24 protein-coding genes are annotated in these 26,161 nt (G+C 72.2%); 6 read left to right on the forward strand and 18 right to left on the reverse strand.

What is annotated here, in order from left to right; all coding sequences use genetic code 11:
• Window positions 1-143: 143 nt before the first annotated feature.
• Window positions 144-1,049: a diacylglycerol kinase family protein gene (locus CP970_RS20185; RefSeq protein ID WP_150493645.1), complete on the forward strand. Its 906-nt coding sequence runs from the start codon at window positions 144-146 to the stop codon at window positions 1,047-1,049.
• 388 nt (window positions 1,050-1,437) lie between these two features.
• Here CP970_RS20185 and CP970_RS20190 read toward each other — a convergent pair whose 3' ends face one another.
• Window positions 1,438-1,947: a GbsR/MarR family transcriptional regulator gene (locus tag CP970_RS20190; RefSeq protein ID WP_055553551.1), complete on the reverse strand. Its 510-nt coding sequence runs from the start codon at window positions 1,945-1,947 to the stop codon at window positions 1,438-1,440.
• A 104-nt stretch (window positions 1,948-2,051) separates the two neighbouring features.
• On the opposite strand from CP970_RS20190, the gene CP970_RS20195 reads away from it, so the two are divergent.
• Together CP970_RS20195 and CP970_RS20200 are read left to right on the forward strand one after the other, a co-directional pair.
• Window positions 2,052-2,960 carry an ABC transporter ATP-binding protein gene (locus CP970_RS20195; protein WP_055553549.1) on the forward strand — a complete coding sequence of 303 codons (909 nt, stop codon included), beginning with the start codon at window positions 2,052-2,054 and terminating at the stop codon, window positions 2,958-2,960.
• Window positions 2,957-4,612 (forward strand): ABC transporter permease, encoded by a 1,656-nt coding sequence (locus tag CP970_RS20200; RefSeq protein WP_055553547.1) that lies wholly within the window; start codon window positions 2,957-2,959, stop codon window positions 4,610-4,612. Before CP970_RS20195 ends, CP970_RS20200 begins: the two co-directional genes overlap by 4 nt.
• Before the next feature lie 35 nt (window positions 4,613-4,647).
• On the opposite strand, the gene CP970_RS20205 is transcribed toward CP970_RS20200, so the two are convergent.
• The 7 genes from CP970_RS20205 to CP970_RS20235 form a co-directional block, all read right to left on the reverse strand.
• Window positions 4,648-5,862, reverse strand: a complete 1,215-nt coding sequence (locus CP970_RS20205; RefSeq protein WP_055553545.1) for a cytochrome P450 — start codon at window positions 5,860-5,862, stop codon at window positions 4,648-4,650.
• Between the two features lie 182 nt (window positions 5,863-6,044).
• The gene (locus CP970_RS20210) at window positions 6,045-6,719 is read right to left on the reverse strand and encodes a response regulator (RefSeq protein WP_055553543.1); all 675 of its coding nucleotides are present in this window, start codon (window positions 6,717-6,719) and stop codon (window positions 6,045-6,047) included.
• Window positions 6,716-8,071 (reverse strand): sensor histidine kinase, encoded by a 1,356-nt coding sequence (locus CP970_RS20215; protein ID WP_055553541.1) that lies wholly within the window; start codon window positions 8,069-8,071, stop codon window positions 6,716-6,718. Before CP970_RS20215 ends, CP970_RS20210 begins: the two co-directional genes overlap by 4 nt.
• 95 nt (window positions 8,072-8,166) lie before the next feature.
• Window positions 8,167-9,051, reverse strand: coding sequence for an alpha/beta hydrolase (locus CP970_RS20220; RefSeq protein ID WP_055553539.1), 885 nt, complete (start codon window positions 9,049-9,051; stop codon window positions 8,167-8,169).
• Window positions 9,052-9,165: 114 nt separating this feature from the next.
• Window positions 9,166-10,386, reverse strand: coding sequence for a kynureninase (gene kynU / locus CP970_RS20225; protein WP_055553537.1), 1,221 nt, complete (start codon window positions 10,384-10,386; stop codon window positions 9,166-9,168).
• Window positions 10,379-11,230, reverse strand: coding sequence for a tryptophan 2,3-dioxygenase family protein (locus CP970_RS20230; RefSeq protein ID WP_055553534.1), 852 nt, complete (start codon window positions 11,228-11,230; stop codon window positions 10,379-10,381). Before CP970_RS20230 ends, kynU begins: the two co-directional genes overlap by 8 nt.
• A gap of 131 nt (window positions 11,231-11,361) precedes the next feature.
• Entirely contained in the window at window positions 11,362-11,967 is a 606-nt protein-coding gene (locus CP970_RS20235) for a CGNR zinc finger domain-containing protein (RefSeq protein WP_055553532.1), read from the reverse strand.
• Between the two features lie 111 nt (window positions 11,968-12,078).
• Between CP970_RS20235 and CP970_RS20240 the strand changes: the two genes are divergently transcribed.
• Window positions 12,079-13,227 carry an NADH:flavin oxidoreductase gene (locus tag CP970_RS20240; protein ID WP_055553530.1) on the forward strand — a complete coding sequence of 383 codons (1,149 nt, stop codon included), beginning with the start codon at window positions 12,079-12,081 and terminating at the stop codon, window positions 13,225-13,227.
• Window positions 13,228-13,325: 98 nt separating this feature from the next.
• Here the strand turns inward: CP970_RS20240 and CP970_RS20245 are convergent, their stop codons facing one another.
• The 8 genes from CP970_RS20245 to CP970_RS20280 form a co-directional block, all read right to left on the reverse strand.
• The gene (locus CP970_RS20245) at window positions 13,326-13,739 is read right to left on the reverse strand and encodes a DUF3151 domain-containing protein (RefSeq protein WP_055554559.1); all 414 of its coding nucleotides are present in this window, start codon (window positions 13,737-13,739) and stop codon (window positions 13,326-13,328) included.
• Between the two features lie 80 nt (window positions 13,740-13,819).
• The gene (fbaA, locus tag CP970_RS20250; protein ID WP_055554556.1) at window positions 13,820-14,851 is read right to left on the reverse strand and encodes a class II fructose-bisphosphate aldolase; all 1,032 of its coding nucleotides are present in this window, start codon (window positions 14,849-14,851) and stop codon (window positions 13,820-13,822) included.
• A 136-nt stretch (window positions 14,852-14,987) separates the two neighbouring features.
• Entirely contained in the window at window positions 14,988-15,542 is a 555-nt protein-coding gene (gene pyrE, locus CP970_RS20255; RefSeq protein ID WP_055554554.1) for an orotate phosphoribosyltransferase, read from the reverse strand.
• Window positions 15,543-15,552: 10 nt separating this feature from the next.
• Window positions 15,553-16,350, reverse strand: coding sequence for an aldose epimerase family protein (locus CP970_RS20260; RefSeq protein WP_055554552.1), 798 nt, complete (start codon window positions 16,348-16,350; stop codon window positions 15,553-15,555).
• Between the two features lie 25 nt (window positions 16,351-16,375).
• Window positions 16,376-17,233 (reverse strand): SRPBCC domain-containing protein, encoded by an 858-nt coding sequence (locus tag CP970_RS20265; RefSeq protein WP_055554550.1) that lies wholly within the window; start codon window positions 17,231-17,233, stop codon window positions 16,376-16,378.
• Window positions 17,234-17,292: 59 nt separating this feature from the next.
• On the reverse strand, window positions 17,293-18,861 hold the full coding sequence (locus CP970_RS20270; protein WP_055554548.1) for a polyamine aminopropyltransferase: 1,569 nt from the start codon (window positions 18,859-18,861) through the stop codon (window positions 17,293-17,295).
• 130 nt (window positions 18,862-18,991) lie between these two features.
• On the reverse strand, window positions 18,992-19,516 hold the full coding sequence (locus CP970_RS20275; RefSeq protein WP_055554545.1) for a DUF2617 family protein: 525 nt from the start codon (window positions 19,514-19,516) through the stop codon (window positions 18,992-18,994).
• 366 nt (window positions 19,517-19,882) lie between these two features.
• Window positions 19,883-20,179 carry a hypothetical protein gene (locus tag CP970_RS20280; RefSeq protein ID WP_150493647.1) on the reverse strand — a complete coding sequence of 99 codons (297 nt, stop codon included), beginning with the start codon at window positions 20,177-20,179 and terminating at the stop codon, window positions 19,883-19,885.
• A gap of 122 nt (window positions 20,180-20,301) precedes the next feature.
• On the opposite strand from CP970_RS20280, the gene CP970_RS20285 reads away from it, so the two are divergent.
• On the forward strand, window positions 20,302-21,501 hold the full coding sequence (locus CP970_RS20285) for a pyridoxal phosphate-dependent aminotransferase (protein WP_191094933.1): 1,200 nt from the start codon (window positions 20,302-20,304) through the stop codon (window positions 21,499-21,501).
• Between the two features lie 79 nt (window positions 21,502-21,580).
• Window positions 21,581-22,786 carry a hypothetical protein gene (locus tag CP970_RS20290; protein ID WP_398655444.1) on the forward strand — a complete coding sequence of 402 codons (1,206 nt, stop codon included), beginning with the start codon at window positions 21,581-21,583 and terminating at the stop codon, window positions 22,784-22,786.
• 14 nt (window positions 22,787-22,800) lie between these two features.
• Here CP970_RS20290 and CP970_RS20295 read toward each other — a convergent pair whose 3' ends face one another.
• Both CP970_RS20295 and clpB read right to left on the reverse strand, forming a co-directional pair.
• Window positions 22,801-23,355 carry a type III secretion system chaperone family protein gene (locus CP970_RS20295; protein WP_055551963.1) on the reverse strand — a complete coding sequence of 185 codons (555 nt, stop codon included), beginning with the start codon at window positions 23,353-23,355 and terminating at the stop codon, window positions 22,801-22,803.
• Window positions 23,356-23,507: 152 nt separating this feature from the next.
• A complete protein-coding gene (gene clpB, locus CP970_RS20300; RefSeq protein ID WP_055551973.1) occupies window positions 23,508-26,111 on the reverse strand; it encodes an ATP-dependent chaperone ClpB in 2,604 nt (867 codons plus the stop codon).
• Between the last annotated feature and the right edge of the window lie 50 nt (window positions 26,112-26,161).

Consider the following 26,161-nt stretch of genomic DNA (forward strand, 5'->3'; position numbering starts at 1 on the left):
AGGTCAGGGGCCGTAGCCGCCGTATGGGTGTGCCTTGGATGCTGCCCCGGAATAGACGAAGCCCCTGGCGCAATAGCGCAAGGGGCTCTTGCACAAAGATGCTACCCGAGGTCTCAATGAACGGCTAAAAGAAAGGGCGCACGTTGTCGGCTCGCGACCAGCTCCTAGTCGTCATCGACCCGGTCGCCCGGCGCACGGACGGTGAGTCGGTAAGGATCGCGAAGGATGTGCTCAGCGCGGGCGCGACGGTCCGTTTCTGCCTCCCCGACGGCCCCGAGGACTTCGCGAAAGCCCTGGCCAGACGGGGTGCGCGGCGCCTCGTGGTGGTCGGCGACGACCGGGCTCTGCTGCGCGCCGTCGGCACGCTGCACCGGGAGCGGGACCTCGCGGGAAGCGCGCTTTCGGTCGTTCCCGTCGGCGCCGCGCAGACGCTCGCGCGGACTCTCGGCGTGCCCTCGGGAGCGGTCGCCGCGGCCCGCGCGGTCCTCGAAGGGGTCGAACGCAGGCTCGATCTGCTGGTGGACGACAGCGACGGCGTCGTCCTCGGGGATCTACGGATCCCGCCGGTCGGGGCGGGGGCCGCGGAGTCGGGGGCGGCGAGGTCAGGAGCGGCGGGTTCACGGGCGGCGGGGCCGGAGGCGGCCGACGGAGCCGCGAACGGCACCACCGCCGTCGAGGGCCACGCCTGGCTGCGGACCTGCCAGTCCTTCGTACGCACCCTCGCCGCGCGCCCCGCGCGGGTGGCGGCGCCACCGGGACCCTCGCCCGCGCGGCTGCGGGTCGAGGCGGACGGCGTCACGCTCGTCGACCTGGACCAGCCGGTCGAGGGCGTCCTGGTCACCGCGGGCCACGGCGGCGGCCTGGCGCAGGTGGAGGTCCGCCCTTCCTCGGTCGGCGCGGAGGCGGCACCGCTGCGGGTGCGGGCGCGCACGGTGACGGTCTCCGGAGCGGACTTCCGCTACCGCGCGGACGCGGTGGTCGCGGGCCCGGTCCGCACGAGGACGTGGACGGTACGGCCACGGGCGTGGGGGCTGACCCTGCCGAGATGAGGGGCGCGGACGACCGCCCGCCGGGCGCTCAGCGGCTCCCGAACAGCACCCTGAGCGCTCAACCGCCCCCAGACAACACCCCGCGCGCTCAACCGCCTCCAAACAGCACCCCGCGCGCTCAGCCGCCCCCGAACAGCACCCCGCGCGCTCCGCCGCCCCCAAACAACACCCTGAGCGCTCAACCGCCCCCAAACAACACCCTGAGCGCTCAACCGCCCCCAGACGACACCCCGCGCGCTCAGCCGCCCCCAAACAGCACCCCGGGCGCTCAACCGCCCCCAGACAACACCCCGCGCGCTCAGCCGCTCTCAAACAGCACCCCGGGCGCTCAGACTCCCCCAAACAACACCCCCGCGCGCTCAGCCGCCCCGAACCGCACCCCCGGCGCTCACTCGCTCCCGAACAACATCTCCCTGTGCACGCGCCAGCGGTCCATCATCCCCGCCAGTTCCCCCTGCACGAACTCGAAGAACGCCAGCGTCTCCGCGACGCGGCGCCCGGCGGGGGTGTCCTCGCCGAGGTAGGCGACGCCTTCCCGCATGGCGTCCTCCCATCGCTTGAGCACTCCGTCCCGATTGCCGAGCGCCTCGTACCACTGGTTGCTGTGCACCCGGAAGATGTCGCGCCGCGTGCCCGGCTCCCGCTCGCGGTTGACCATGTGCTGCTGGGTCAGATAGCGCACCCCGCCGGAGACCGCGGCGGGGCTGACCTGGAGCCGCTCGCCGAGTTCCGCCGCGGTGAGCGCGCCCGAGTCCGAGGCGAGCAGGGCGGCGAAGATCCGGGCGGGCATCCGCGGCATGCCCCCCTCGACCAGGTGGGAGGCGAACTTCTCCACGAAGCGGGAGGCCCCCTCCCCGTCGGGCCGTCCACGGGTGGCGCTCGTCTCTTGCTCGGCCATCTGTCGATCATCTCCCCTGGTCATCCCTCGGTGGCCCTTACACGAACGACTTTACACGCTTCCTTAACTTCACAACTTTGTGAAAGTAGCGTACGTTCAAAAACATGACGAAGGCAATCACCGTCTCCGGACTGCACAAGTCGTTCGGCAGGACACACGCGCTGGACGACCTCGACCTAGACGTCGAGACCGGTGAGGTGCACGGCGTCCTCGGGCCCAACGGCGCGGGGAAGTCCACCACCATCCGGGTCCTGCTCGGCCTGCTGCGCGCCGACTCCGGCGCCGCGCAGCTGCTCGGCGGCGACCCGTGGCAGGACGCGGTCGCCCTGCACCGCCGCATCGCGTACGTCCCCGGGGACGTCACCCTGTGGCGCAACCTCTCCGGGGGCGAAGTCATCGACCTGTACGGGAAGTTGCGCGGCGGACTCGACCAGGCGCGCCGCGCCGACCTCGTCGAACGGTTCGAGCTCGACCCCACCAAGAAGGGCCGCACCTACTCCAAGGGCAACCGGCAGAAGGTCGCCCTCGTCGCGGCGTTCGCCTCCGACGTCGACCTGCTGATCCTCGACGAACCCACCTCGGGGCTCGACCCGTTGATGGAGGGCGTCTTCCAGAGCTGCGTCGAGGAGGCGCGCGACCGGGGCCGGACCGTCCTGCTCTCGTCGCACCTCCTCAGCGAGGTCGAGACGCTCTGCGACCGCGTCAGCATCATCAGGAAGGGACGGACCGTCGAGACCGGTTCGCTGGCCGACCTGCGCCACCTGACGCGGACCAGCGTCAGCGCCGAGCTCGCGGGCGCCCCCGACGACCTCGCGCGCCTGCCCGGCGTGCACGACCTCGACGTGCAGGGCAGGCGGGTCGGGCTCCAGGTCGACACCGACAAGCTCGACGCCGTCCTCAAGTCCCTGACGGAGTCCGGGATCCGCTCGCTGACCTGCACACCGCCCACCCTGGAGGAGCTGTTCCTGCGGCACTACCAGGACGACGTACGCGAAGAGGCGATGGCGCGATGACCACCGCACTCGGCACCGCGCCCGGCACCGACTTCGCGCCGCGCACCGGGGCATCGCGGCAACTGGCGGGCACCGGCACCCTGTTCCGGCTCGCGCTGCGCCGCGACCGGGTCATGATGCCGGTCTGGATCCTGATCGTCTCCGGCATGGTCCTCGCCATTCCGGGCTCCCTGGAAAGCGTCTACCCGACCGCCGCCGAACGCGCCGACGCCATGGAGTCGATGAACTCCAACTCCTCGATGCGCGCCATGTACGGCCCCGTCTTCGGCGACTCGCTCGGCGCCCTCTCCGTCTGGCGCATCGGCGTCTACGCGGGGGTCCTGGCCGCCGTGATGAGCCTGGTCATCGTCATCAGGCACACCCGCGACGAGGAGGAGACCGGGCGCCAGGAAATGCTCTCGGCGTCCATGGTGGGCCGCCGCGCGCCGCTCACCGCCGCGCTGCTCGCCGCCTTCGCCGCAAACGCGGCCGCCGGGCTCCTCATCGCCGCGGGTCTGGCGGGCCGGGGCGCGGCGGGGGCGCTCGCGCTCGGCCTCGGCGTCGCGGGCACCGGCATGCTCTTCGCCACCATGGCGGCGATCGCCGCGCAGTTCACCGAGAGCGCGCGGCTGGCCAAGGGCCTGACGGCGGCGGTGCTCGGCGCGGCGTTCGTGCTCCGGGCCGCGGGCGACGCCGGGACGGAAGGGGGTACCTCCCAGGCGTTCAGCTCTGGGGGAGGTTCGTCCGCGCTGACCTGGCTCTCGCCGCTCGGCTGGCAGGAGAACCTGCGGGCGTACGCCGGTGAGCGCTGGTGGGTCATCGCGCTCGTCGGCGCCGCGATCGTGGCCCAGGGCGTCGGCGCGTACGTACTTGCGGGGCGCAGGGACGTCGGCATGAGCTTCCTGCCGACGCGGCCGGGTCCCGCGCGCGGGCGCCTCGGCACGGCGGGCGGCCTCGCCTGGCGGCTCCAGCGGGGCAGCGTGCTCGGCTGGCTCGCCGGGTTCCTGGTCGCGGGGACCGTGTTCGGCGGGATGGCGGACGGCGCGGCCGACATCGTCGGCGACAGCGAGAACACCCGCGACATCATCGAACGGATGGGCGGCCAGTCCGGTCTGACCGACGCCTTCCTCGCCACCATCGTCGGCATGTTCGGCATGATCGCCGCGCTCTACGTCGCCACCTCCGTCCTGCGCCTGCACGGCGAGGAGACCTCGCAGCGGGCCGAGCCGGTCCTGGCGGGCGCGGTGGGGCGGCTGCGCTGGGCAGCGGGCCACCTGGTCATCGCGTTCGGCGGCGCGGTCCTGCTGATGCTGACCGCCGGGCTCGGCATAGCCCTCGGGCACGGCGGGGACACCGGGGCCGTCCTGGGGGCGTGCCTGGCGCAGCTCCCCGCGGTCTGGGTGCTCGGCGGGCTCGCGGTGTTCCTCGTCGGCGCGTTCCCGAAGGCCGCGGCGGCCTCCTGGGCGGTGGTCGGGATCTGCCTCGCGATCGGCTGGATCGGCCCGGCGCTCGACCTGCCGCAGGCGGCCATGGACCTGTCGCCCTTCGGCCACCTGCCGAAACTGCCGGGCGGCGACGCGAGCTGGCCGCCGTTCGTGGTCCTCACGCTGATCGCTGCGGCGCTGGTGGGGGCGGGCCTGGCGGGGTTGCGGCGCCGGGACATGATCAACTGACGGTGCCGCGAGGGGTTTGTGGAGGGGCTTGTGCCTCACACCTCGACCAGCAGCTCCGCCATCCCCCGCATGACGAAGTTCGGCCTCCGTACGGGCTCCGCGGCCAGTGTCAGCCGCGGGGCCCCGCGCAGCAACGCCCGCAGGGAGGCGGCCAGTTCGATGCGGGCGAGCGGTGCGCCGATGCAGTAGTGGATGCCCGCGCTGAAGGAGATGTGCGGGTTGTCCGCGCGGGCGAGGTCGAGCTCGCCGGGGGCGTCGAAGACGGCCGGGTCGTGGTTGGCCGAGCCGAAGAGCAGGGCGACCTCCGAGCCGCGCGGGATCCGCACGCCGCCGACCTCGATGTCATCGAGGACCCACCGTTCGAAGAGCTGGAGCGGAGTGTCGTAGCGCAGCAGCTCCTCCACGGCGGTGGGCACCAGCTTCGCCGGATCTGCGCGCAGGGCGGCGAGTTGGGCCGGGTGACGGAACAGCGCGTGCCACCCATTGACCGTGGCGTTCACCGTCGCCTCGTGTCCCGCGTTCAGGAGCAGCACGCAGGTGGAGATCATCTCCTGCTCGCTGAGCGACTCGCCGTCCTCGTGGGCGGCGATGAGCCCGGAGATCAGATCCCCGCCGGGACGCGCACGCCGGAACTCGATCAACTCCCGCAAATACGCCGTGAATTCGATCGAGGCACGGACGGCGCGGGCCGCCGTCTCCTCGGCCGGGTTCAGCTCGTACATGCCGCAGATGTCGGCCGACCAGGGCCGCAGCAGGTGCCTGTCGCCCTCGGGGACGCCCAGCATTTCGGCGATGACCGCGACGGGGAGGGGTTCGGCGACCCGCGAGACGAGATCACCCCCGCCGTCGGCGACGAACTCGCGGACGAGCCGGTCCGCCAACTCCTCCACATGCGGCTTGAGTTGCTCGACCGTACGCGGTGTGAACGCCTTGGCGACCAGGCGGCGGATGCGGGTGTGCGTGGGGGCTTCCAGGTCGAGCATGCCGTTGTCGTTGAGGACGTGGAACGGTTCGTGCTCGGGAGGCGGGGCCGCGCGGCCGAACTCCTCGTGGGTGAATCGGTGCAGGTAGGTACGGCCGAGCCTGCGGTCGCGGAGGAGGGCGGAGACGTCGGCGTGGTGCGGGATCAGCCACTGGCCGGTCGACGCGTAGTGGTGGGCCCGCCCCGCGTCACGGAGGGCCGCGTACGCGGGGTAGGGATCGGCCAGGAACTCCGGCGAGGCCGCGGGGGCGGCGGGAACGGTGTCCATGGGCCGACGTTAGGCGCCGGGGGCGGATTGCGGTACACACCTGCGGGCCCGCTGTGGCTGATCGCGCAGTTCCCCGCGCCCCTTACGGGGCGCCCCCTCGGCGCGGGTGGGCCCCTTTAGGGGCGCGGGGAACTGCGCGACAAGCCCCCACCGGCCCGCGGTCAAAAAACAACCGAAGCCCCTCAGCCCGGTGTCACGAGGCGCGCCTCGTACGCGAATACGGCGGCCTGCGTCCGATCCCGCAACCCCAACTTCACCAAGATCCGACTGACATGCGTCTTGATCGTGGACTCCGCAACCACCAAATGCGACGCGATCTCCGCATTGGACAGCCCCTGCGCGATGAGCACGAGAACCTCCGTCTCCCGCTCGGTAAGCTCCCCGTACTGCTGGGACTGGACCGCCGCGGACAGCCGAGGCGCCTCCGCCAGCTTGGAGAACTCCGTGATCAGGCGGCGCGTGACGGTGGGCGCGAGGAGTGCCTCGCCGGCGGCCACCACCCGTACGCCGTCCGCCAGTTGGCGAGCCGACGCGTCCTTGAGGAGGAACCCGGACGCACCCGCGCGCAGCGCCTGGTAGACGTACTCGTCGAGGTCGAACGTCGTCAGGACGAGCACCTTCGGCGTACCGTCCGACGCCCCCGCGACGATCTCCCTGGTCGCCTCGATGCCGTTCAACTCCGGCATGCGGATGTCCATCAGGACGACGTCGGGGGAGAGCTCGCGGACCCGCCGGACCGCCTCCAGGCCGTTCACCGCCTCGCCGACCACCTCCATGTCGGGCATGGCGTTCAGCAGCACGGAGAAGCCCTCGCGGACCATCATCTGGTCGTCCGCGATCAGAATCCGGATGGTCATGCGTCCTCCCCCGCGGGATCGATGCGCTGCTCCATCGCGACCGGCAGGAAGACCGTGACCTCGTAGCCGCCCTCCGCCGTCGTCTCCGCCGTCATCTCGCCGTCCAGCATCGTGACCCGCTCCCGCATCCCGGTGATCCCGTGCCCCGCCCCGGGCGACGGCTTGACCAGGCCCCGCGCGGGGCCGTTCACGATGCGCAGGCCGAGGCCGCCGAGCACGTATCCCACCTCGACCCGGGCCGCGGCGCCCGGCGCGTGGCGCAGGGTGTTGCTCAGCGCCTCCTGCACGATGCGGTACGCCGAGAGCTCGACGCCCTGCGGGAGCTCCCTGACCGCGCCGGTGATGACCTTGTCGACGGTCTGGCCCGCGTCCCGGACGTTGTCGAGCAGCCGGTCGAGGTCGGCGAGCGTGGGCTGCGGGGCGTCGGGCGCCTCGTAGTCCTCGGCCCGTACGACGCCGAGGACCCGGCGCAGCTCGGTGAGCGCGGCCACCGCGTTCTCCCGGATGGTCACGAACGCCTGTTCGAGCTCGGGCGGCGGGTTCTCCACCCGGTAGGGCGCCGCCTCGGCCTGGATGGCGACCACCGACATGTGGTGCGCGACGACGTCGTGCAGCTCACGGGCGATGGTGGTGCGCTCCTCCAGGAGCGTGCGCTTGTCGCGTTCGATGGCGGTGACGGTGCGCTGCACGGTGACCTCGCGCTGCGCCTCGCGGCGCACGTGCACCATCGTGGTGACGAGCAGCGCGAGCGCCGAGAAGAACAGCATCTGCGGGGTGTCGGAGCCGAAGCCCCCGAGGAACACCTCGGAGCTCGCCCCGTACGCCGCCGTCGCGATCCACATCCACAGGGCGGTCCGCGGGCCGGTCCGTGCCGCCACCACGACCATCACCACGATGTGCGCGAAGAAGGCGCTCGGCGTCCACGGCTGGCCGTCCCAGCTGTCCCCGAGCACTCCCGTGAAGGGGGTGGAGATCAGCGAGATCCAGAAGGCACCCACCGGCCTGACCAGCGTCATCATCACGGCGCCCGCCGGAATGAGGCCGATGAGGAGCTGCGGGGCCCCGTGGAACCCGAGGTTCACCTGGTAGCCGATGAACACGGTGATCAGGGCCGCCACCGTCACCTGGATGTGCGGCGCCCAGGCCGCGTACCCGCGTATCCGCCGGGGGAGCAGCTTGGCGAAGAGCCCGTCCGAGGCGGACTCCCTCGGGGGCAGCAGGCGGTAGTCGAAGGCACCGCGGAACAGTGCCTCGCGCATCCCGCCGAAGACCTCGCGCGCGAGGTGGAACTCGGGGCTGCCGCCCGGCTTGCCCGGCCTGCCCGCCTGGGTCTGAGTGGTCGTCTCTGTCACGTCTACGACGGTACGGGGCCGCGCGAGACGCGGCGTCCACAGCAAGACGGGTTCTGCCGGGTCCGTCGCAGGTACTACGAGACCGGCCCCACGCCTCAGAACGCCAGCTGCGCGATCTCCTCCGCCACGACGGCGCACGCGTCCGCCGCCGGGTCGATCAGCGGGAAGTGCCCGACGTCCTCCAGGAGCGTGAGGCCGACGACCTCGCCCGCCCGCGCGGCCGCGTCGGCGTACGCCTCGGCGACCGCCTCCGGGACCACGATGTCGGTACGGCCCTGCACCACCGTCGTGGCGATGCCCGTCGGGAGCAGCAGGGCGGGATCGGCGTAGGCGAGGCGCTCCTCGAACCTGGTGTCGCCGCCCAGGAACTGGCTCGCCGCGCCGCCGCAGACCGCGAGCTCCTCGGCGACCCGGAAGTCGGCGATCGGCGCGAGCGCGACGACGCCGCGCAGCGCGGCGGGCCGACCGGTGCGCCAGGGCGCGTCGTCGGGCAGCAGGTGCCGGGCGGCCGCCCAGAGCGCGAGGTGGCCGCCCGCCGAGTGCCCCGTCACGACGGTGCGGCGCGTGTCGGCCGACGGCACGGCCTCGCGCACCAGGGCGGGCAGCGCGTCGAACGCGGCGGCCACGTCGTCGAAGGTCTCCGGCCAGCGCCCGGCGACCGGCCCCGCGCCGCCCTGCGCGGGGATCGAACTGCCCCTGCGGTACTCGACGTTGGCCACCGCGAAGCCGCGCCTGGCGAGGAAGTCGGCGAACGGCGTGATGTGCTGCCGGTCGTAGGGGGCCCGCCAGGCGCCGCCGTGCAGGAGGACCACGAGGGGCACGGTCCCGTCGGCTCCCTGACCGCCGTGCGGCGCGTGGAAGTCGATCACCTGGTCGGGGTGTTCGCCGTACGCGGCGGTGGCGTCCGGCTTCACGGCGGGATGCGACAAGGCGGCTTCGGCCTCGGCGGCATCGCGGGCCACGGCGGCGTCGTCCGTCATGCGCAAACCTCTCAACTGCAGTGCGGCCAACAGGCGGGAGCGCCCGCTCCGCCCGGTCGGTCCGGGTGCCCCGACCGGCCGGGAAGAAACGGGAGCAAGATCCGCCGGACGCTATCAGCCCAGCGTGCGCGCCAGTACCCGGGCCGCCCGCTCGGCGTCGGCGAACGACACGTACAACGGCGTGAATCCGAAGCGCAGCACGTCCGGCGCGCGGTAGTCGCCGACCACGCCCTGCTCGATCAGCCGCTTCATGACATCGCCCGCACCCTCGCAGCGCAGCGCGACCTGGCTGCCGCGCTCGGCGTGCGCCCGCGGGGTGACGGGCTCGACGAGCCCCTCGGGGACGTACGCCTCGACGCAGCGCAGGAAGAAGTCGGTCAGGGCGAGGGACTTGGCCCGCACCGCGTCGACCGTGACACCGTCCCACACGTCGAGCGCCGCCTCCAGGGCGAGCATCGACAGGATGTCGGGCGTCCCCACGCGACCGCGCAGCGCGCCGTCCGCGGCCTCGAACTCGGGCCGCATGCCGAAGGGTTCGGCGTGCGAGTTCCAGCCGGGCAGCGGCGAGTCGAAACGGTCCTGCAGTTCGCGCCGTACGTAGAGGTAGGCGGGCGCACCGGGACCGCCGTTCAGGTACTTGTAGGTGCAGCCCACCGCCAGGTCCACGCCGTGCTCGTCGAGGCCGACGGGCAGGGCGCCCGCCGTGTGGCACAGGTCCCAGACGGCGAGCGCGCCCGCCGCGTGGACGGCGGCCGTCAGACCGGGCAGGTCGTGCAGGCGCCCGGTGCGGTAGTCGGCGTGGTTGAGCAGGACGGCCGCGGTGCGCTCGCCGAGGACGCCGGGCACGTCGGCCGGGGCCACCGGGACGAGGCGGCAGCCGGTGAGGCGCGCGGCGGACTGTGCGATGTACCCGTCCGTGGGGAAGGTCGTCGCGTCAACGACGATCTCGTCACGCCCCCCTTCCGGGTGACCCTCCCCCGTCCCGCGTGCGATGCGGACCGCGGCCACCAGCGCCTTGAAGACGTTCACGCTGGTCGAGTCGCCGACCACGATCTGCCCCGGGGCCGCGCCGACCAGCGGGGCGATGCGGTCACCGATACGCTCGGGGGCGGTCCACCAGCCGCTCTCGTCCCAGGAGCGGATGCGCAGGCTGCCCCATTGCCGGGTGATGACGTCGGCGACGCGCTCCGGCACGTGCGCGGGCAGCGCGCCCAGCGAGTTCCCGTCGAGGTAGACGGTGTCGTCGAGGGCGAACTCCGCGCGCTTGGCGCTCAGTTCGTCCTCGCCATCCAGTTTCGCCGCCTGCGCCTGGAGGTCCCGTGCGGCGTCAGACATGGCTCCTCGCAGTCCACAGCTCGGGGAACACGTTCTTGACCGCGCGCTTCTCCAGCCAGGCCACGCCCGCCGAGCCGCCGGTGCCCGTCTTGGAGCCCATCGCGCGGCGGGTGGCGACCAGGTGGTCGTTGCGCCATCGCCAGACCAGTTCGCCGACGTCCGTCAACGTCTCCCCCAGGCGCGCGAGTTCACCGCTCTCGTCGCCCGAGTAGAGCTCGGTCCAGACGGCCTCGACCTCGGCGGACGGCTCGTACTTCTTGGCGAGGTCGCGCTCAAGGACCTCCGTCGGGACCGCGTACCCGCGCCGCGCGAGGAGGCCGAGCACCTCGTCGTACAGGCTCGGTTCCTGCAGCGCCTTCTCCAGCTCGGCGTGCACGCGGGGCGCGCCCCGGTGCGGGACCAGCATGGAGGCGGACTTCTCGCCGAGCAGGAACTCCATGCGGCGGTACATCGCGGACTGGAACCCGGAGCCCTCGCCGAGCGCGCCGCGGTAGGAGTTGAACTGCGCGGGGGTCAGCTGGGCGAGCGGGCGCCAGGACGCGTTCAGGGCGTCCAGCTCGCGGATGCTGCGCTTGAGCGCCGCCACGGCGACGGGCACGTCGTCGCGGCGCAGGGCGTGCGCCGCGGTCTCCCACTCGTGCACGATCACGGTGAACCACAGCTCCATGACCTGGGTGGTGACCAGGAAGACCATCTCGCCGGGGTCGTCCGAGCGCAGGTGCTGGAGGTGGGTGAGGACGTCCGCCTGGACGTAGTCCTCGTACGGGGTGGTGCCCGCGAAGTCGAGGTTCGGACTCTCGGTCTCGGCCGCCTCGGTGGACGCGTCGCGCGTCTCTGGGGACATCGCTGTCTCCTCGATACGTACTCCGGGTAGCGGTCCGCCCCTGCCGTTACCGGCACGGGGGCCCCGGTCCCCACCGGAATCTTCTGCAACTTTCGCGGAAACAGCAAGGCGCACCCATCCGCGAACAGCAGCTAAAGCTCTACGCCACTTTCCTGCTGCGTACGGCGCCGCTCCCTGCACGCCCGCAGATGGGCGGCGTTCCCGCAGCCGCGCACCGAGTGCCAGACGCCGCTGTTGTTGCGGGAGCGGTCGTAGAACGCGGCACGGCAGGAGTCGTTGCGGCAGATCTTCAGGCGCCGCCACAGCCCCGAAGCCTGGGCGAGCAGCGCCTCGGCGAGCACGGCGGAGGCCAGCCAGCGGGCGCCCGCGCCCTCCGGCTCCACGGTCAGCACGCCGTCACCCGAGAGCGCGACCACGACCGGCGCCGAGGTGAAGCGCACCGCGCCCCCGCTCCCGTCGTCCGCGGCGAGCGCGCGCCCCAGCTGGTCGCGCAGGCAGCGCAGCTTGAGCAGGTCGTCGGCCGCGAGCACCAGACGCACGTCGCCGCGCCCCGTCTCCCCCGCCCAGCCGCGTACGGCCAGGTCGGCCCAGTCCTGGGCACGGTCGAGCGCCCCGTCGGCGAGCAGGTCGACGGAGTCGGGGTGGCCGGCGGACGCGGTGTTCAGGAGCTCCTGAACGAGGGCGAGGCCGCCGGGCGCGGGGGTCAGACAGTGGCGCTCGGTCGCGGGCCAGTTCATGCCGTTCACGGTACCCGCCTCGACGTAGACATGGGCAATCGGCTTACAGTGCTGTCATGCACGGATGCCCACGTCCGCGCCGGAAGCACCGCTGACCCTTCAGGAGACCGCATGGAAGCCACGGAAACCACGGAAGCCACGGAAACCACCACGTCACGAGCCGCGCGGATCCTCGGGCGCCCCTTCGACATCAACGGCCTCACGGTGCGCAACCGCATCGCGATGGCCCCGATGACCCGCCAGTTCTCGCCGGACGGCGTGCCGGGCGCGGACGTGGCGGAGTACTACGCGCGGCGCGCCGCGGGCGGCGTCGGCCTGATCATCACCGAGGGCACCTACGTCGACCACGCCTCCGCGGGCTCCAGCCACAGCGTCCCGCGCTTCCACGGCGAGGCCCCGCTCGCGGGCTGGCGCCGGGTCGCCGACGCGGTGCACGCCGCGGGCGGCGCGATCGTCCCGCAGCTGTGGCACGTGGGCGCGACCCGCAACGAGGGCGAAGGCCCCTTCACCGACGCGCCCCCCGCGGGCCCCTCCGGGCTGGGCCTCGACGGCAACCCCAAGGGCCACGCGCTGACGTCCGCCGATGTCGACGAGGTCATCGAAGCTTTCGCTGCCGCAGCGGCCGCCGCGGAGCAGGCGGGCTTCGACGGCATCGAACTGCACGGCGCGCACGGCTACTTGATCGACCAGTTCTTCTGGGACCGCACCAACCGCCGCACCGACGGCTACGGCGGCGACCTCGCATCGCGTACCCGCTTCGCGCGCGAGATCGTCGAGGCGGTGCGCGCGGCGGTCTCGCCGGACTTCCCCCTGATCTTCCGCCTCTCCCAGTGGAAGTCGAACGCCTACGACATGAAGCTGGCCGCGTCCCCGGCCGAACTGGACTCCCTGCTCGCCCCGTTGGCGGCCGCGGGCGTCGACGCCTTCCACGCCTCCACGCGCCGCTACTGGCTCCCCGAGTTCGAGGGCGACGACCTCAACCTCGCGGGCTGGATCAAGAAGCTCACCGGCAAGGCCGCGCTGTCCGTAGGTTCGGTCGGCCTCGACAAGGAGTTCACGGTCGCGGAGACCTTCTCCACGGAGACCACGTCGGTCACCGGCATCGACCTGCTCCTGGACCGCATGGAGCGCGAGGAGTTCGACGTCATCGCGGTGGGCCGCTCGCTGATCGCGGACCCGGAGTGGGCGAACAAGGCGATGGCTGGGCGCCTGGCCGAAGCGGTGCCGTACGAGGCGGGCCAGCTGCGCTCGCTGATCTGAGCTGTCTTCCGCGGGCTCGGTGGGGGCTGGGCGCGCAGTTCCCCGCGCCCCTGAAAAGATCCCCCCGCGCCCCGTACGGGGCGCGGGGGGATCTTTTCTCAGCCGAGCGTCTCGGCCGCAGTAGCTGACGAATCCCGCAAGAAGCCCGCGCAGCGCTCGTACTCCTCCTGCTCACCGATCGCCTGCGCGGCCCGCGCCAGGCCGTGCAGGGCGCGCAGGAAGCCCCGGTTGGGCTCGTGCTCCCACGGCACCGGGCCGTGGCCCTTCCAGCCCGCGCGGCGCAGGGAGTCCAGGCCGCGGTGGTAGCCGGTACGGGCGTACGCGTACGACTCGACGACGCGGCCGCCCTCGTACGCCTCGTCGGCGAGCCGGGCCCACGCGAGCGAGGACGTGGGGTACTTCGCCGCGACGTCAGCGGGGTCGGCCCCGCCCGCGAGCAGCTCGCGCGGCTCCGGGTCGTCGGGCAGGTGGGTCGGGGGCGGTCCCCCGAGCAGATCCTTGTGAATGGCCATGGGCCCAAGTCTGCGGCATGCCGGTACGGAGCGGGCCCCGGGTCACCGACCCGGGGCCCGCACGTGACGTACTGGGGGGACTACTTCAGCTTCGTGCCCGTGGAGCGCAGGTTCGCGCAGGCCTCGGTGACGCGCTTGGCCATGCCCGCCTCGGCGGACTTGCCCCAGGTGCGCGGGTCGTAGGTCTTCTTGGAGCCGACCTCGCCGTCGACCTTCAGGACGCCGTCGTAGTTCTTGAACATGTGGTCGGCGACGGGACGCGTGAAGGCGTACTGCGTGTCCGTGTCGAGGTTCATCTTCACGACGCCGTTCTCCAGGGCGGTCGCGATCTCCTCGGCGGTCGAGCCGGAGCCGCCGTGGAAGACGAAGTCGAACGGCTGCGCGCCCGCGGGCTTGCCGTACTTCGCGCCGACGCCCTCCTGGAGGTCCTTGAGGAGCTCGGGACGCAGGACGACGTTGCCCGGCTTGTAGACGCCGTGGACGTTGCCGAAGGACGCGGCGAGCAGGTAGCGGCCCTTGTCGCCGAGGCCGAGGGCCTCCGCCGTGCGCAGCGCGTCGTCGACGGTCGTGTACAGCTCGTCGTTGATCTCGTGCGTGACGCCGTCCTCCTCGCCGCCGGTCGGGGTGATCTCGACCTCAAGGATGATCTTCGCGGCGGCGGCCTTCGCGAGCAGCTCCTGGCCGATGGCCAGGTTGTCGGCGAGGGTCTCGGCGGAGCCGTCCCACATGTGCGACTGGAAGAGCGGGTTGCGACCGGCCTTGACGCGCTCGGCGGAGACGTCGATCAGCGGACGGACGTAGGTGTCCAGCTTGTCCTTGGGGCAGTGGTCGGTGTGCAGCGCGACCGTGATGTCGTACTTGGCGGCGACGATGTGCGCGAACTCGGCGAGCGCGACCGCGCCGGTCACCATGTCCTTGTTGTGCTGGCCACCCAGGAACTCCGCGCCACCGGTGGAGATCTGGATGATGCCGTCGCTCTCCGCCTCCGCGAAGCCGCGCAGGGCCGCGTGCAGGGTCTGCGAAGAGGTCACGTTGATCGCCGGGTAGGCGAACTTGCCTGCCTTCGCCCGGTCGAGCATCTCGGCGTAGACCTCGGGGGTTGCGATGGGCATGTGTCCGCTCCTTGTGATGTGCGGGTGTGTGCTTGGCCCTGACCTAAGGGGGGCGACGTCATCGTCGCCCCCATCTTTCCAGACTTGCCGGACAGCTCCGGCCGCGGTGCGGCCGCAGTGACGGGGACCTAGGTCCTCAGTCGGCGAGCCCGAGGTCGTCCTTCGAGTACGCGAAGAGGTACGGAACGCCCGCGCCTTCGGTGATCTTCTCGCCCGCGCCGGTCGCGCGGTCCACGATCGTGGCGACGCCCACGACCTCGGCGCCCGCCTCGCGGACGGCCTCGACGGCGGTCAGCGGCGAGCCGCCGGTGGTGGAGGTGTCCTCGACGACCAGGACGCGGCGGCCCTTGATGTCCGGGCCCTCGACGCGGCGCTGCATGCCGTGCGCCTTGGCGGCCTTGCGGACGACGAAGGCGTCCAGGCGCTTGCCGCGCGCGGCGGCCGCGTGCAGCATCGAGCCCGCGACGGGGTCGGCGCCCATGGTCAGGCCGCCCACGGCGTCGAAGTCCAGGTCCTTGGTGAGGTCGAGCAGCACCTGCCCGACCAGCGGCGCGGCCTCGCCGTCGAGGGTGACCCGGCGGAGATCGACGTAGTAGTCGGCCTCCAGGCCGGAGGAGAGCGTCACCTTGCCGTGCACGACGGCCTTGTCCTTGATCTGCTGCAGCAGCTCGCCGCGTACGTCGTCAGTCATGCCTATGAGCTTAAAGCCGCCGCCAGGTCCAGGTCGTCGCCGTCTCCAGGGGCTCGACGGGCGTGACCAGGCGCGGTGCGGTGTTGAGGCCGTTGGGCGGTCCCGTCTGCGGCTCGACGCAGACCGCGGCCTCCTGCTCGTCGTAGACGACGACCCACTGCTCGCGGCTCTTGACGTTCAGCTCCAGCTGGCCCGGCCAGGTCAGCGTCACGTCGACGCCGTCGGGCATGCCGAAGCAGTCGTCCCAGGGGCCCGGCGCGGGCTCGACGCGGCGTCCGGTGGGCAGGTGGTCGTCGCCTCGCTCCTCCTGCCAGGCGGGCGTGAAGTCGACGCGGACGTCCCCGTCGCCGAGGTTCCTGTTGAACCACGGGTGCCAGCCCGCCTGCGCGGGGAACGAGTCGCCGTACGTCTCGATGCCGAGCCGCAGCGTCAACGCGTCCTCGCCGAGTTCCACGATCTGGGTGACGCGCCCCGGGTAGGGCCAGGGGTCGGCCAGCTCGTACGTGAAGACGGCGCGGTCCGCCGCGAGGTGCGCCGCGCGCGCGGTGCGCCACTCGGCGTCGCGGGCGAAGCCGTGGATGGCGTGCGGCGGGGAGTTCAGCGGCATCTGGTGGACGGTTCCGCCGTCGCGGAACCGGCCGTCCGCGATCCGGCCGCACCAGGGCACCATCGGGAAGCAGCCGTACTTCTCGCCCTGCCGCAACAGCTCGGTGCCACCGATGCGCAGGCTCTGGATGCGGCAGCCGTTGCCCGGCCGCACGGTCACTTCCGCGTCGCCCGCGGTGAGGGTCACGTCTTCGGTACTCACGGCCCCGACCCTACGGTGTGGCCCCTCAGCGGCGGCGGCGCAGGGCCCTGCCGACCACGATGGCCGAGGCGAGGGCCAGGGCGGCGGCGGGCGCGGCCCAGCGGAGCGTGGCGCTGGTGGAGTACGCCTCGGGGGCGGGCGCGGGCGCGTACCTGCCGCGCGGCGGCGCGTGGTCGACCTCCTCGGCGCTCCGCCCGATCATGGTGCGGCGCGCGTGCGCGGCCTCGACGGGCTGGATCCCGATGTCCACGGCGTCGGTGTCGCTCTCGATCCCGTCGAGCCCCGCGAGCTCGTCGGCGTCCTCGGCCATGCCCGCGGTCACGTCCCCGGCGTCCTCGATGCCGTCGAGATCGTCGAGGTCGTCGGCGAGCGGGTCCAGGGACGGCGGCGGCACCTCGGCCTCGAAGACGGTGCCCTTCGGCGCCTCCGGGTGCGGGTCGGGCAAGGAGTCCGGCGGCGCGGCGGCCCCGAGCCCCTCGGCGAACCGTTCGAGCAGTTTTCGCACAGCTGATTCCACAGCCTGTGGAGAACTTTCCGCGATCCGCCCGTCGGCGGCGGCCGTCCCGCCGAGCACCAGCGTGGTCCCCTCGACGGCGGGCACCAGGCGCACGGTCAGCGCGACCTTCACCGATCCTTCGCCCCGCACCTCGGCACCCTCGCCCGCGATCGTGTACGTCCCGTCGGCGCGGCCGTCGATCCGCGCGACCCCGCGGTACGTGATCGAGTGCCCGCCGACCCGCGCCTTCAGCCGCCCGGAGATCGGTTCGGCCGTCTCCTCCGCGTCGCGCTGAAGCCCGGGGACCGCCCCGGCCACCCGTTCGGGATCGGCCAGGACCTCCCGGAGACGCTCTGCCGAAACCGGAACGAACACCTCATGCTCCATGGCAGCCGAGCCTACCCACGCTCTCGCCACCATGTACGTCAGTTCGTCAGTTCACGTCGTCAGTTCGCGTACCGCGGGTGCACCAGTGTGGAGGGCGCGGTCCCCGGCAGCCGGGTCCTCGCGGCCGCCCGCGCCCCGGCCCGCACCACCTCCGAATCGGCCGCCCGCAGCAGCACGGGGGCGCTGCGCGCGGCGAGCACGAACCCCCAGTCGCGCGGCGCCCGCGCCCCCTCCGCCGTCCGGTCGGGCCCGGCGGCGAACCCCGACTGCCGGCCGCCCACCCGGTACGGCACGGTCCGCAGGCCCGCCGCGCGCAGCGTCGCCTCCACCGTCCAGAAGACGTGCGCCCTGGTCGAGACGGGCCCCGCGTGCACGGCGATGCGGCCGTCGCCCGCCAGGACGCGGGTGGCCAGGCCGTAGAACTCCTGCGAGTACAGCTTCGTGCTGGCCGTGATGCCCGGGTCGGGCAGGTCGCAGATCACCACGTCGTACGTCCCGTGCGCGGAGCGCAGCCAGCGGAAGGCGTCGGCGGTCACCACGCGCACCCGCGGGTCGCGGTAGACGTGGGCGTTGAGGTCGCTCAGCTCGGGGTCGTGCCTGGCCAGGTCGACGACGCCCGCGTCAAGATCGACGACGTCGACGCGGCGCACCCCCGGATGGCGCAGGACCTCGCGGGCCGCGAGCCCGTCGCCGCCGCCGAGGATCAGCACGCGCGCGTGCGGGCCGCGCATCGCCGGGTGCACGAGCCCTTGGTGGTAGCGGTGCTCGTCGCGGCCGCTGATGCGCAGGCGCCCGTCGAGGAAGAGGTCGAGGGAGTCGCGCCCTCCGCCGGTGAGGACGACCTCCTGGACGTCGGTCTGCACCGCGACCCGCACGTCCCCGCCGTACACCGCGCGCCGCGCCGCCCGCTCGAAGTCGTCGACGAGCACGGCGGCCGACGCGAGCACGGACAGGACGAGGACGTTCGCGGCGAGCAGCACCCAGCGGCCGCGCGTGCTCAGGTCGCGCCCGAACAGGCCGAAGACGAGGGCGCCGCCCGCGACCGCGTTGACCGCGCCGGTGAACAGGGCGCCCGTCAGCTGCCCGAGCACCGGGAGCAGCAGGAAGGGGAAGGCGAGGCCGCCCACGAGCGCGCCCACGTAGTCGGCGGCGAACAGGTCGGCGACGGCGCCGCTCGCGTCCTGCCGTCTGATGCGCTGGATGAGCACCATCAGGAGCGGCACCTCGGCGCCGATGAGCACGCCGATGGCCAGGGAGAACGCGACGAACAGGTACCGCGAGCCGTGGGCCCACACCTCGCCCCGGTCGCCGGTCCACGCGAACGCCGCGTACAACGCCATCGCACTGCACCCGCCGACCAGCGCGAGCGCCGTCTCGACCAGGCCGAACCAGGCGGCGGCCCGGCACCGCAGCCGCTTGGCGAGCAGCGAGCCGATGCCCATGGCGAAGACCATCACGGAGAGCACGACGGACGCCTGGGTGACCGAGTCACCGATCAAGTACGAGGCGAGGGCGACGAGTTCGAGTTCATAGACGAGTCCGCAGGCAGCGCAGGTGAACACACCCGCGAGAACAAGGAACCTGCCCGCCCCGGGCGAGACGGGCAGACGCACCGACGACTCGATCACGCCAGAACGCTACGTCACCGCACGCTTACGTCCAGTCACCCACAAGGGTTCAACTCGCCGCGGAAGGTGTAACACCGCGATATGTGGATCACAGCGCACGGCGGCTGGATCACAGCGCGCGACGCGTGGATCACAGCGCCGCGGGCACCGGCACCCGCGCGCCCACCCGCGTACGCGTCGCCACGAGTTGGCCGTCCTGGGGGTAGGCGTGCCAGGTGCGCCACTGCACCGAGCCCTCGTGGCGCTGCGCCAGCATGGCCGTGAACGCGTGCGGGCTGCCGGGGAAGACGCCCGCGAGGCCGTGCGGATGCTCGGCGACGAGGGCGAGCAACTCCTGCGCGCGGCCCGCGAACTGCCCCCGCGAGAGGGTCTCGACGCGCGCCGCGAACTCGTACTCCCAGTCCCCCATGCGCTTGGAGACGCCGAGCGGCAGCGGCGTGCTGCTGCCCGGGATGCAGGCCACGGTCTCGGAGCAGGTGCCCTGCTCCTCCTCGAGAAGCACCTGGTGGGAGGCCCCGAGCAGTCTCAACTGCATCTTCGCGCCGGTCAGTTCGAGTTCGAGCGTGGCGAGCGCGGGCAGCGGCTCGCGCCCCAGGGCCCAGGCGAGGTCCGCGGCGCACGTGTCGGTATAGACAGTCTTCAGGGTCGTGAGCATGGGTCGGCTCCGCTAACACGCAATGGAGGTGGGGCCGGCGCACCCGGATCGGAACACCGGGAGGTCGGAATGCCGGCTCGTGCCCACGAGAACGTCCGGGGATTCGGGACGGCCGAGGGCGGTGCTGACGTTTAAGAGGGAATCATGGTCGGCGACAGTGCCACAGCGTTTTTACCCAACTTCGTGTGGTTTCCATCCCCCTGGGGGCTGCACAGTTCAACTGTTCAGGCCCTCAATCACCCGTTGGCGCCGGAGCGCACCCCCCTCGCACTACGCCGCACCTCGCCGCACCACGCCGAAGCGCCCGGTGCGAGTGGTCTCCCGCACCGAGCGCCCCGCTGGAACCGGTGGACCAGCTGCCCCGTGTCAGCTGCCTCCGCCGCATCCGCCCCCGCCGCCCCCGCACGAGGACCCGCCACCACCGCAGGACGACCCGCCGCCACAGGAGTGTCCGCCGCCGTGGCCGCCACCACCGTGGTGGTGCCCGCTGTTCCCGTCGGAGGACCCGGCCCACCAGCTGCCGCCCGCCACGCCGGACGCCGCGGTACCGCCGGTGCCCCAGCCCTTGCCCTTGCCGCGCCGCTTGCCCTGGCGTACGCCGAGCACCGCCACCAGACCGAACACGATTGCCACCATGAAGACGAAGGCCAGGATCACGGCCATCACTCTCCTTCCGTTCCCCCGAAGCGGGTCCCCCGTGGGCCTCGCTTCCTGTGTGACAGGGGAATGCCCCCACCCGCCCCGCGCCAAAGCAGAGTTGAGGAAGTCCAGAGGTTCGGCGCAGGATGGCGGCCATGACCTCCACTTCCGGGAGCGGGCGCCCGCTGCTCAACCGCCGCCTCGCCGAGTTCGGTACGACGATTTTCGCCGAGATGTCCGCACTCGCGGTGAAAACGGGTGCGATCAACCTGGGCCAGGGCTTCCCGGACACGGACGGCCCCGAGTCCGTGCGCGAGGCGGCCGTCCGCGCGCTGCGCGACGGCCGCGGCAACCAGTACCCGCCGGGCCCCGGCGTCCCCGAGCTGCGCACGGCGATCGCCGAGCACCAACTCGCCCGCTACGCCCTCACCTACGACCCCGACCGCGAGGTCCTGGTGACGGCGGGCGCCACCGAGGCGATCGCCGCCTCGCTGCTCGCCCTCGTCGAGCCGGGCGACGAGGTGATCGCGCTGGAGCCCTATTACGACTCGTACGCCGCCTCGATCGCGCTGGCGGGCGGCGCCCGCGTGCCGGTCACCCTGCGCCCGCGCGGTGGCCGCTTCCGCCTCGACCTGGACGAGCTGCGCGACGCGGTCACCGACCGCACCCGGCTGATCCTCCTGAACACCCCGCACAACCCCACCGGCACGGTGCTCACCCGTGCCGAGCTCACCGAGATCGCGAAGCTGGCCGTCGAGCGCGACCTGCTCGTCGTCACCGACGAGGTCTACGAACACCTCGTCTTCGACGACGCCGAGCACATCCCGCTCGCCTCCTTCCCCGGCATGCGCGAGCGCACGGTCACCATCGGCTCGGCGGGCAAGACGTTCTCGTTCACCGGCTGGAAGGTCGGCTGGGTGACGGCAACGCCGGAGCTGGTCGGCGCCGTCCGCTCGGCGAAGCAGTTCCTCACGTACGTCTCCTCGGGCCCCTTCCAGTACGCGATCGCCGAGGCGCTCGCGCTGCCCGACTCCTACTTCGCCGACTTCCGCGCGGACATGCTGGCCAAGCGGGACCTGCTGAGCGAGGGCCTGCGGGCGGCGGGCTTCGACGTGTACGTCCCGGCCGGGACGTACTTCGTGACCACCGACATCACACCGCTCGGCGAGAGCGACGGCTTCGCCTTCTGCCGCTCGCTCCCGGAGCGGGCGGGCGTGGTCGCCATCCCCAACGCGGTCTTCTACGACCACCGGGACGCGGGCGCCCCCTTCGTACGGTTCGCCTTCTGCAAGCGGACGTCCGTCCTGGAGGAGGCCGTGTCCCGGCTGAAGTCGCTGGCGGGCTAGGGCTCTGCCGGACTGACGGGCCTACCCCGCACGGGTCCCCCGAGTCGCGCCCGCGGCGGGGGGCCCGCAGGGTTCCTGTGTGAGTCAGTCCACTGCCCTTCTTCCTGCCCCCACCACGGAACTCGGCGACGGGGGTTGTGCGCGCCCGTCCCGCACGACGGTGGCGGGCCCCGTCCTCGCCCTCGGTGCCTTCGCCGCCGCCCGGCTCACCGGCATGGTGTGCGTCGCCCTCGTCTCGCACCTCACCCACCAGGACACCTTCCGGCTGCTCGGGCGGTCGTGGGACTCGCGGTGGTACACGGGGATCGCCGCGCACGGCTACGGGCGCACCCTCTTCTTCGAGCCCGGCGTGGTCCAGAGCGACCTCGCGTTCTTCCCGCTCTATCCGGGGCTCGTGCGCGCCGTCGCCACCGTCCTGCCCATCGGGTACGGCGCGGCCGGGCTGCTCCTGGCCTGGCTCGCGGCAGGGGCCGCCGCGTGGGGCGTGTACGCGATCGGGGAGCGGCTGCACGGGCGGCGCACCGGCACGCTCCTGGTGCTGCTCTGGGCGCTCATGCCGCACTCCGTGGTGCTCTCCCTCGCCTACACGGAGCCGGTCCTCACCGCGCTCGCCGCCTGGTCGTTGTACGCGGTGCTGAGCGGGCGCTGGCTGTGGGCCGGGTCGCTCGCGGCGCTCGCGGGACTCGCCAGGCCCAACGGGTTCGCGGTGGCGGCGGCCGTCTGCGTCACGGCGGCGTACGAGATCGTCGTACGCACCAGGGGGCGCGGCCGGAAAGTTCCCCACAGCCTGTGGAAAGTCTGCGCGGGCGCGGCGCTCGCCCCGCTCGGCTGGGCGACATTCGTCCTCTATGTGGGCATTCGCAAGGGCGATCCGCTGCACGGGTACTTCGCGGTGCAGCGCGGCTGGGGGTCCACCTTCGACTTCGGCGCGGGCTCACTGGTCTTCGTCAAGCACCTGCTGCGCGACGGCGACAAGCTCGTCTTCTCGATGACCCTCGTCATCGTCGCGGTGGCGCTGCTGCTCTTCGCGCTGCTCGTCGCGGACCGCGCGCCGCTGCCACTGGTCGTATACACCGGCGTACTCGTCCTCATCACCATCGGCGGCTCCGGCTTCTTCGAGTCCAAGCCGCGCTTCCTGCTCCCGGCGTTCCCGCTGCTCATCCCGCTGGCCCTGGCCATGACGAGAGCCCGGCCGAAGAGCGCCCACCTGGTGGTGTGCGCCCTGGCCGGGCTCTCGCTCGCCTATGGGACGTATCTGGTGACGACCGCCCACATGCCGTTGTAGGACGAAGGCTCAGGTCAGGCCTGGTCGTCGCCGGGCGTGTCCTCGCCCTTGCCCTCGGTCTCGGCCGAGTCGACGTCGGCCTCCAGGCCGAGCTGCTCGACGAGCCACTTGTCGAACTCGATCGCGGCGCGCACCCAGCTGACGGTCGACGAGACGAAGTGCTCCAGGGAGACTCCGGTGCCGATCAGCATCTGGGCCTCGCCGATGAGGCGGACCGTGCCGTCGTCGTGCGTGTGGCTGTAGACCTTGGGCCACAGCGTGCGGCGGTTCCAGTCGTCGATCGACTCCAGGAGCTGCTGCTTGGTCTCGATCGCATGGGGGCGGTCGTAGAAGGTCCGCACCGAGAAGACCTGCTGGTCGTCCTCGCCGCGGAACATGAAGTACGTACGGAACTCCTCCCACGGCGCCGCGAGGTCACCCTCGTCGTCGACGACGTGCTTGAGCTCCATCTGGTCCAGAAGCTGCTTGACCAGGTCCTGGTCGGGGACGACGGGGCCCGCCGGTCCTGCGCCCTGCTGCGGATCGGGCTGGCCCCCGAAATTCGGAATGGAGGACGGGTCGATGCTCACGTGCTTGGTCCCTTCGTATGGATGGGCCCATCCTCTCCCAGGAAGGGCCCCCGGGGGCAAGCCCGGGGGCCCTCTAGGGGCGCGGGGAACTGCGCGAGGACGGACCACTGCCCGCGGTCGGCGGCGGAGCGGGCCCGGCAGACGAGATTCCGCTACAGGGACTTGCCGGTCGCAGGCCCCACGATCAGCCCGTCCTCAAAACGGTCGACGCGAACCGTGTCCCCGTCCTTGACCTCCCCGGAGAGGATCTCCTTGGCGAGCCGGTCCCCGATCGACGTTTGGATGAGCCGCCGCAACGGCCTCGCCCCGTACGCGGGATCGTTGCCCTCGTCCGCCAGCCAGGCCAGCGCCTCGGGCGTGACGTCGAGCGTGAGCCGCCGGTCGGCGAGGCGCTTGGCGAGGCGGCCGATCTGGAGCTCGGCGATGTGCGCGAGCTCGTCCCTGGTCAGCGCGGAGAAGACGACCAGGTCGTCGAGCCGGTTGAGGAACTCCGGCTTGAAGGAGGCCCGCACCACTTCCAGGACCTGCTGCTTCTTCTCCTCCTCGGAGGTCAACGGCTCCACCAGGTACTGGCTGCCCAGGTTGGAGGTGAGGATCAGGATGGTGTTGCGGAAGTCGACCGTCCGCCCCTGCCCGTCGGTGAGGCGCCCGTCGTCGAGCACCTGGAGCAGGATGTCGAAGACCTCGGGGTGCGCCTTCTCGACCTCGTCGAGCAGGACGACGCTGTACGGACGCCGCCGCACCGCCTCGGTGAGCTGGCCGCCCTCCTCGTACCCCACGTAGCCGGGCGGGGCGCCGACCAGCCGCGCGACGCTGTGCTTCTCGCTGTACTCGCTCATGTCGATGCGGACCATGGCCCGCTCGTCGTCGAAGAGGAAGTCCGCGAGGGCCTTGGCCAGCTCGGTCTTGCCGACGCCGGTCGGGCCGAGGAAGAGGAAGGAGCCGGTGGGCCGGTCGGGATCGGCGATCCCGGCGCGCGTGCGCCGCACGGCGTCGGAGACGGCGCGCACGGCCTCGGTCTGGCCGATGAGCCGCTTGCCGAGCTCGTCCTCCATGCGCAGGAGCTTCTGCGTCTCGCCTTCGAGCAGGCGCCCCGCGGGGATGCCGGTCCAGGATCCGACGACGTCGGCGATGTCGTCCGGGCCGACCTCCTCCTTCACCATGGTGTCCTTGGCGGCCTCCTGCTGGGCCTCGGCCTCGCTGGCCTCCTCCAGCTCCCGCTCGACGCCCGGGATCTCCCCGTACAGCAGCTTGGAGGCGGTGTCGAAGTCGCCGTCGCGCTGCGCGCGTTCGGCCTGCCCGCGCAACTCGTCCAGCCTCTCCTTGAGCGCGCCGACGCGGTTGAGGGACTGCTTCTCCTTCTCCCAGCGGGCGGTCAGCCCGCGCAGCTCCTCCTCCTTGTCGGCCAGGTCGCGACGCAGCTTCTCCAGGCGCTGCTTGCTCGCCGGGTCGGTCTCCTTGCTGAGGGCCAGCTCCTCCATCTTCAGCCGGTCCACCGCGCGCTGGAGTTCGTCGATCTCCACGGGCGAGGAGTCGATCTCCATGCGCAGCCGGGACGCGGCCTCGTCGACGAGGTCGATGGCCTTGTCGGGCAGGAAGCGCGAGGTGATGTACCGGTCGGAGAGGGTCGCGGCCGCGACCAGCGCGCTGTCCGCGATCTGCACCTTGTGGTGCGCCTCGTAGCGCCCCTTGAGCCCGCGCAGGATCGCGATGGAGTCCTCGACGGACGGCTCGGCGACGAGCACCTGCTGGAAGCGGCGCTCCAGGGCGGGGTCCTTCTCGATCCGCTCCCGGTACTCGTCCAGCGTCGTCGCGCCCACCATCCGCAGCTCGCCGCGGGCCAGCATGGGCTTGAGCATGTTGCCCGCGTCCATGGCGGAGTCCCCGCCGGCACCGGCGCCCACGACGGTGTGCAGCTCGTCGATGAAGGTGATGACCTGCCCGCCGCTCTCCTTGATCTCGGAGAGGACGGTCTTGAGCCGCTCCTCGAACTCACCGCGGTACTTCGCCCCGGCGACCATGGCGCCGAGGTCGAGGGAGACGAGCCGCTTGTTCTTCAGCGACTCGGGCACGTCGCCCTTGACGATGCGCTGCGCGAGCCCTTCCACGACGGCGGTCTTGCCGACGCCGGGCTCGCCGATGAGCACGGGATTGTTCTTCGTACGCCGCGACAGGACCTGCACCACGCGCCGGATCTCCTGATCGCGCCCGATGACGGGATCGAGCTTCCCCTCCCTCGCGGCGGCGGTGAAATCGGTGCCGAACTTCTCCAGGGCCTTGTACTGGCCCTCCGGGTCGGGTGTGGTCACCCGGCGCCCTCCCCTTGCCTTCTCGAATGCGTCAAGCAGCTTCTTGGCGGTCGCCCCGTGCCGCCCGAGCGCCTCGCCCGCGGCGCCGCCCTCCGCGGCGACGCCGATGAGCAGGTGCTCGGTGGAAAGGTAGTCGTCGCCGAGCTCCTTGGCCCGCCGGGCGGCGTCGGAGATCACGGCGAGCAGCTCGCGGTTGGGCTGCGGCGGCGCGACGGTCGACCCGGTCACGCTCGGCAGCGCGGCGAGGGCGCGCTCGGCGTCCGCGCGCACGCTGGCCTGGTCGGCGTCGACCGCGACGAGCAGATCGGTGATGTTCTCGTTGTCCTCGCCCGCCAGCAGCGCGAGCAGCAGATGCGCGGGGGTCAGATCCGGGTGCCCGTCCTGCACGGCCCGGTTGGTGGCCGCGGTGATCGCGTCCCGGCTCCTGTTGGTCAGCTCGGCGTCCACGTGCGTCTTCTCCTCCTTGCGGGCGGCCGGGTCCCGACGCGACCTGGCCA

It is taken from the genome of Streptomyces kanamyceticus, from assembly GCF_008704495.1.
Lineage (GTDB): Bacteria > Actinomycetota > Actinomycetes > Streptomycetales > Streptomycetaceae > Streptomyces > Streptomyces kanamyceticus.

Excerpts from the sequence above, each read along its gene's own strand:
- CP970_RS20195 (WP_055553549.1), top strand. The coding sequence starts at position 2,052 with ATGACGAAGGCAATCACCGTCTCCGGACTGCACAAGTCGTTCGGCAGG.
- CP970_RS20190 (WP_055553551.1), bottom strand. The coding sequence starts at position 1,947 with ATGGCCGAGCAAGAGACGAGCGCCACCCGTGGACGGCCCGACGGGGAG.
- CP970_RS20265 (WP_055554550.1), bottom strand. The coding sequence starts at position 17,233 with ATGGAGCATGAGGTGTTCGTTCCGGTTTCGGCAGAGCGTCTCCGGGAG.
- CP970_RS20235 (WP_055553532.1), bottom strand. The coding sequence starts at position 11,967 with ATGAACTGGCCCGCGACCGAGCGCCACTGTCTGACCCCCGCGCCCGGC.
- CP970_RS20200 (WP_055553547.1), top strand. The coding sequence starts at position 2,957 with ATGACCACCGCACTCGGCACCGCGCCCGGCACCGACTTCGCGCCGCGC.
- CP970_RS20280 (WP_150493647.1), bottom strand. The coding sequence starts at position 20,179 with ATGGCCGTGATCCTGGCCTTCGTCTTCATGGTGGCAATCGTGTTCGGT.
- kynU (WP_055553537.1), bottom strand. The coding sequence starts at position 10,386 with ATGTCTGACGCCGCACGGGACCTCCAGGCGCAGGCGGCGAAACTGGAT.
- CP970_RS20285 (WP_191094933.1), top strand. The coding sequence starts at position 20,302 with ATGGCGGCCATGACCTCCACTTCCGGGAGCGGGCGCCCGCTGCTCAAC.
- CP970_RS20245 (WP_055554559.1), bottom strand. The coding sequence starts at position 13,739 with ATGGCCATTCACAAGGATCTGCTCGGGGGACCGCCCCCGACCCACCTG.
- CP970_RS20205 (WP_055553545.1), bottom strand. The coding sequence starts at position 5,862 with ATGGACACCGTTCCCGCCGCCCCCGCGGCCTCGCCGGAGTTCCTGGCC.
- CP970_RS20230 (WP_055553534.1), bottom strand. The coding sequence starts at position 11,230 with ATGTCCCCAGAGACGCGCGACGCGTCCACCGAGGCGGCCGAGACCGAG.
- CP970_RS20240 (WP_055553530.1), top strand. The coding sequence starts at position 12,079 with ATGGAAGCCACGGAAACCACGGAAGCCACGGAAACCACCACGTCACGA.
- pyrE (WP_055554554.1), bottom strand. The coding sequence starts at position 15,542 with ATGACTGACGACGTACGCGGCGAGCTGCTGCAGCAGATCAAGGACAAG.
- CP970_RS20220 (WP_055553539.1), bottom strand. The coding sequence starts at position 9,051 with ATGACGGACGACGCCGCCGTGGCCCGCGATGCCGCCGAGGCCGAAGCC.
- CP970_RS20275 (WP_055554545.1), bottom strand. The coding sequence starts at position 19,516 with ATGCTCACGACCCTGAAGACTGTCTATACCGACACGTGCGCCGCGGAC.
- fbaA (WP_055554556.1), bottom strand. The coding sequence starts at position 14,851 with ATGCCCATCGCAACCCCCGAGGTCTACGCCGAGATGCTCGACCGGGCG.
- CP970_RS20210 (WP_055553543.1), bottom strand. The coding sequence starts at position 6,719 with ATGACCATCCGGATTCTGATCGCGGACGACCAGATGATGGTCCGCGAG.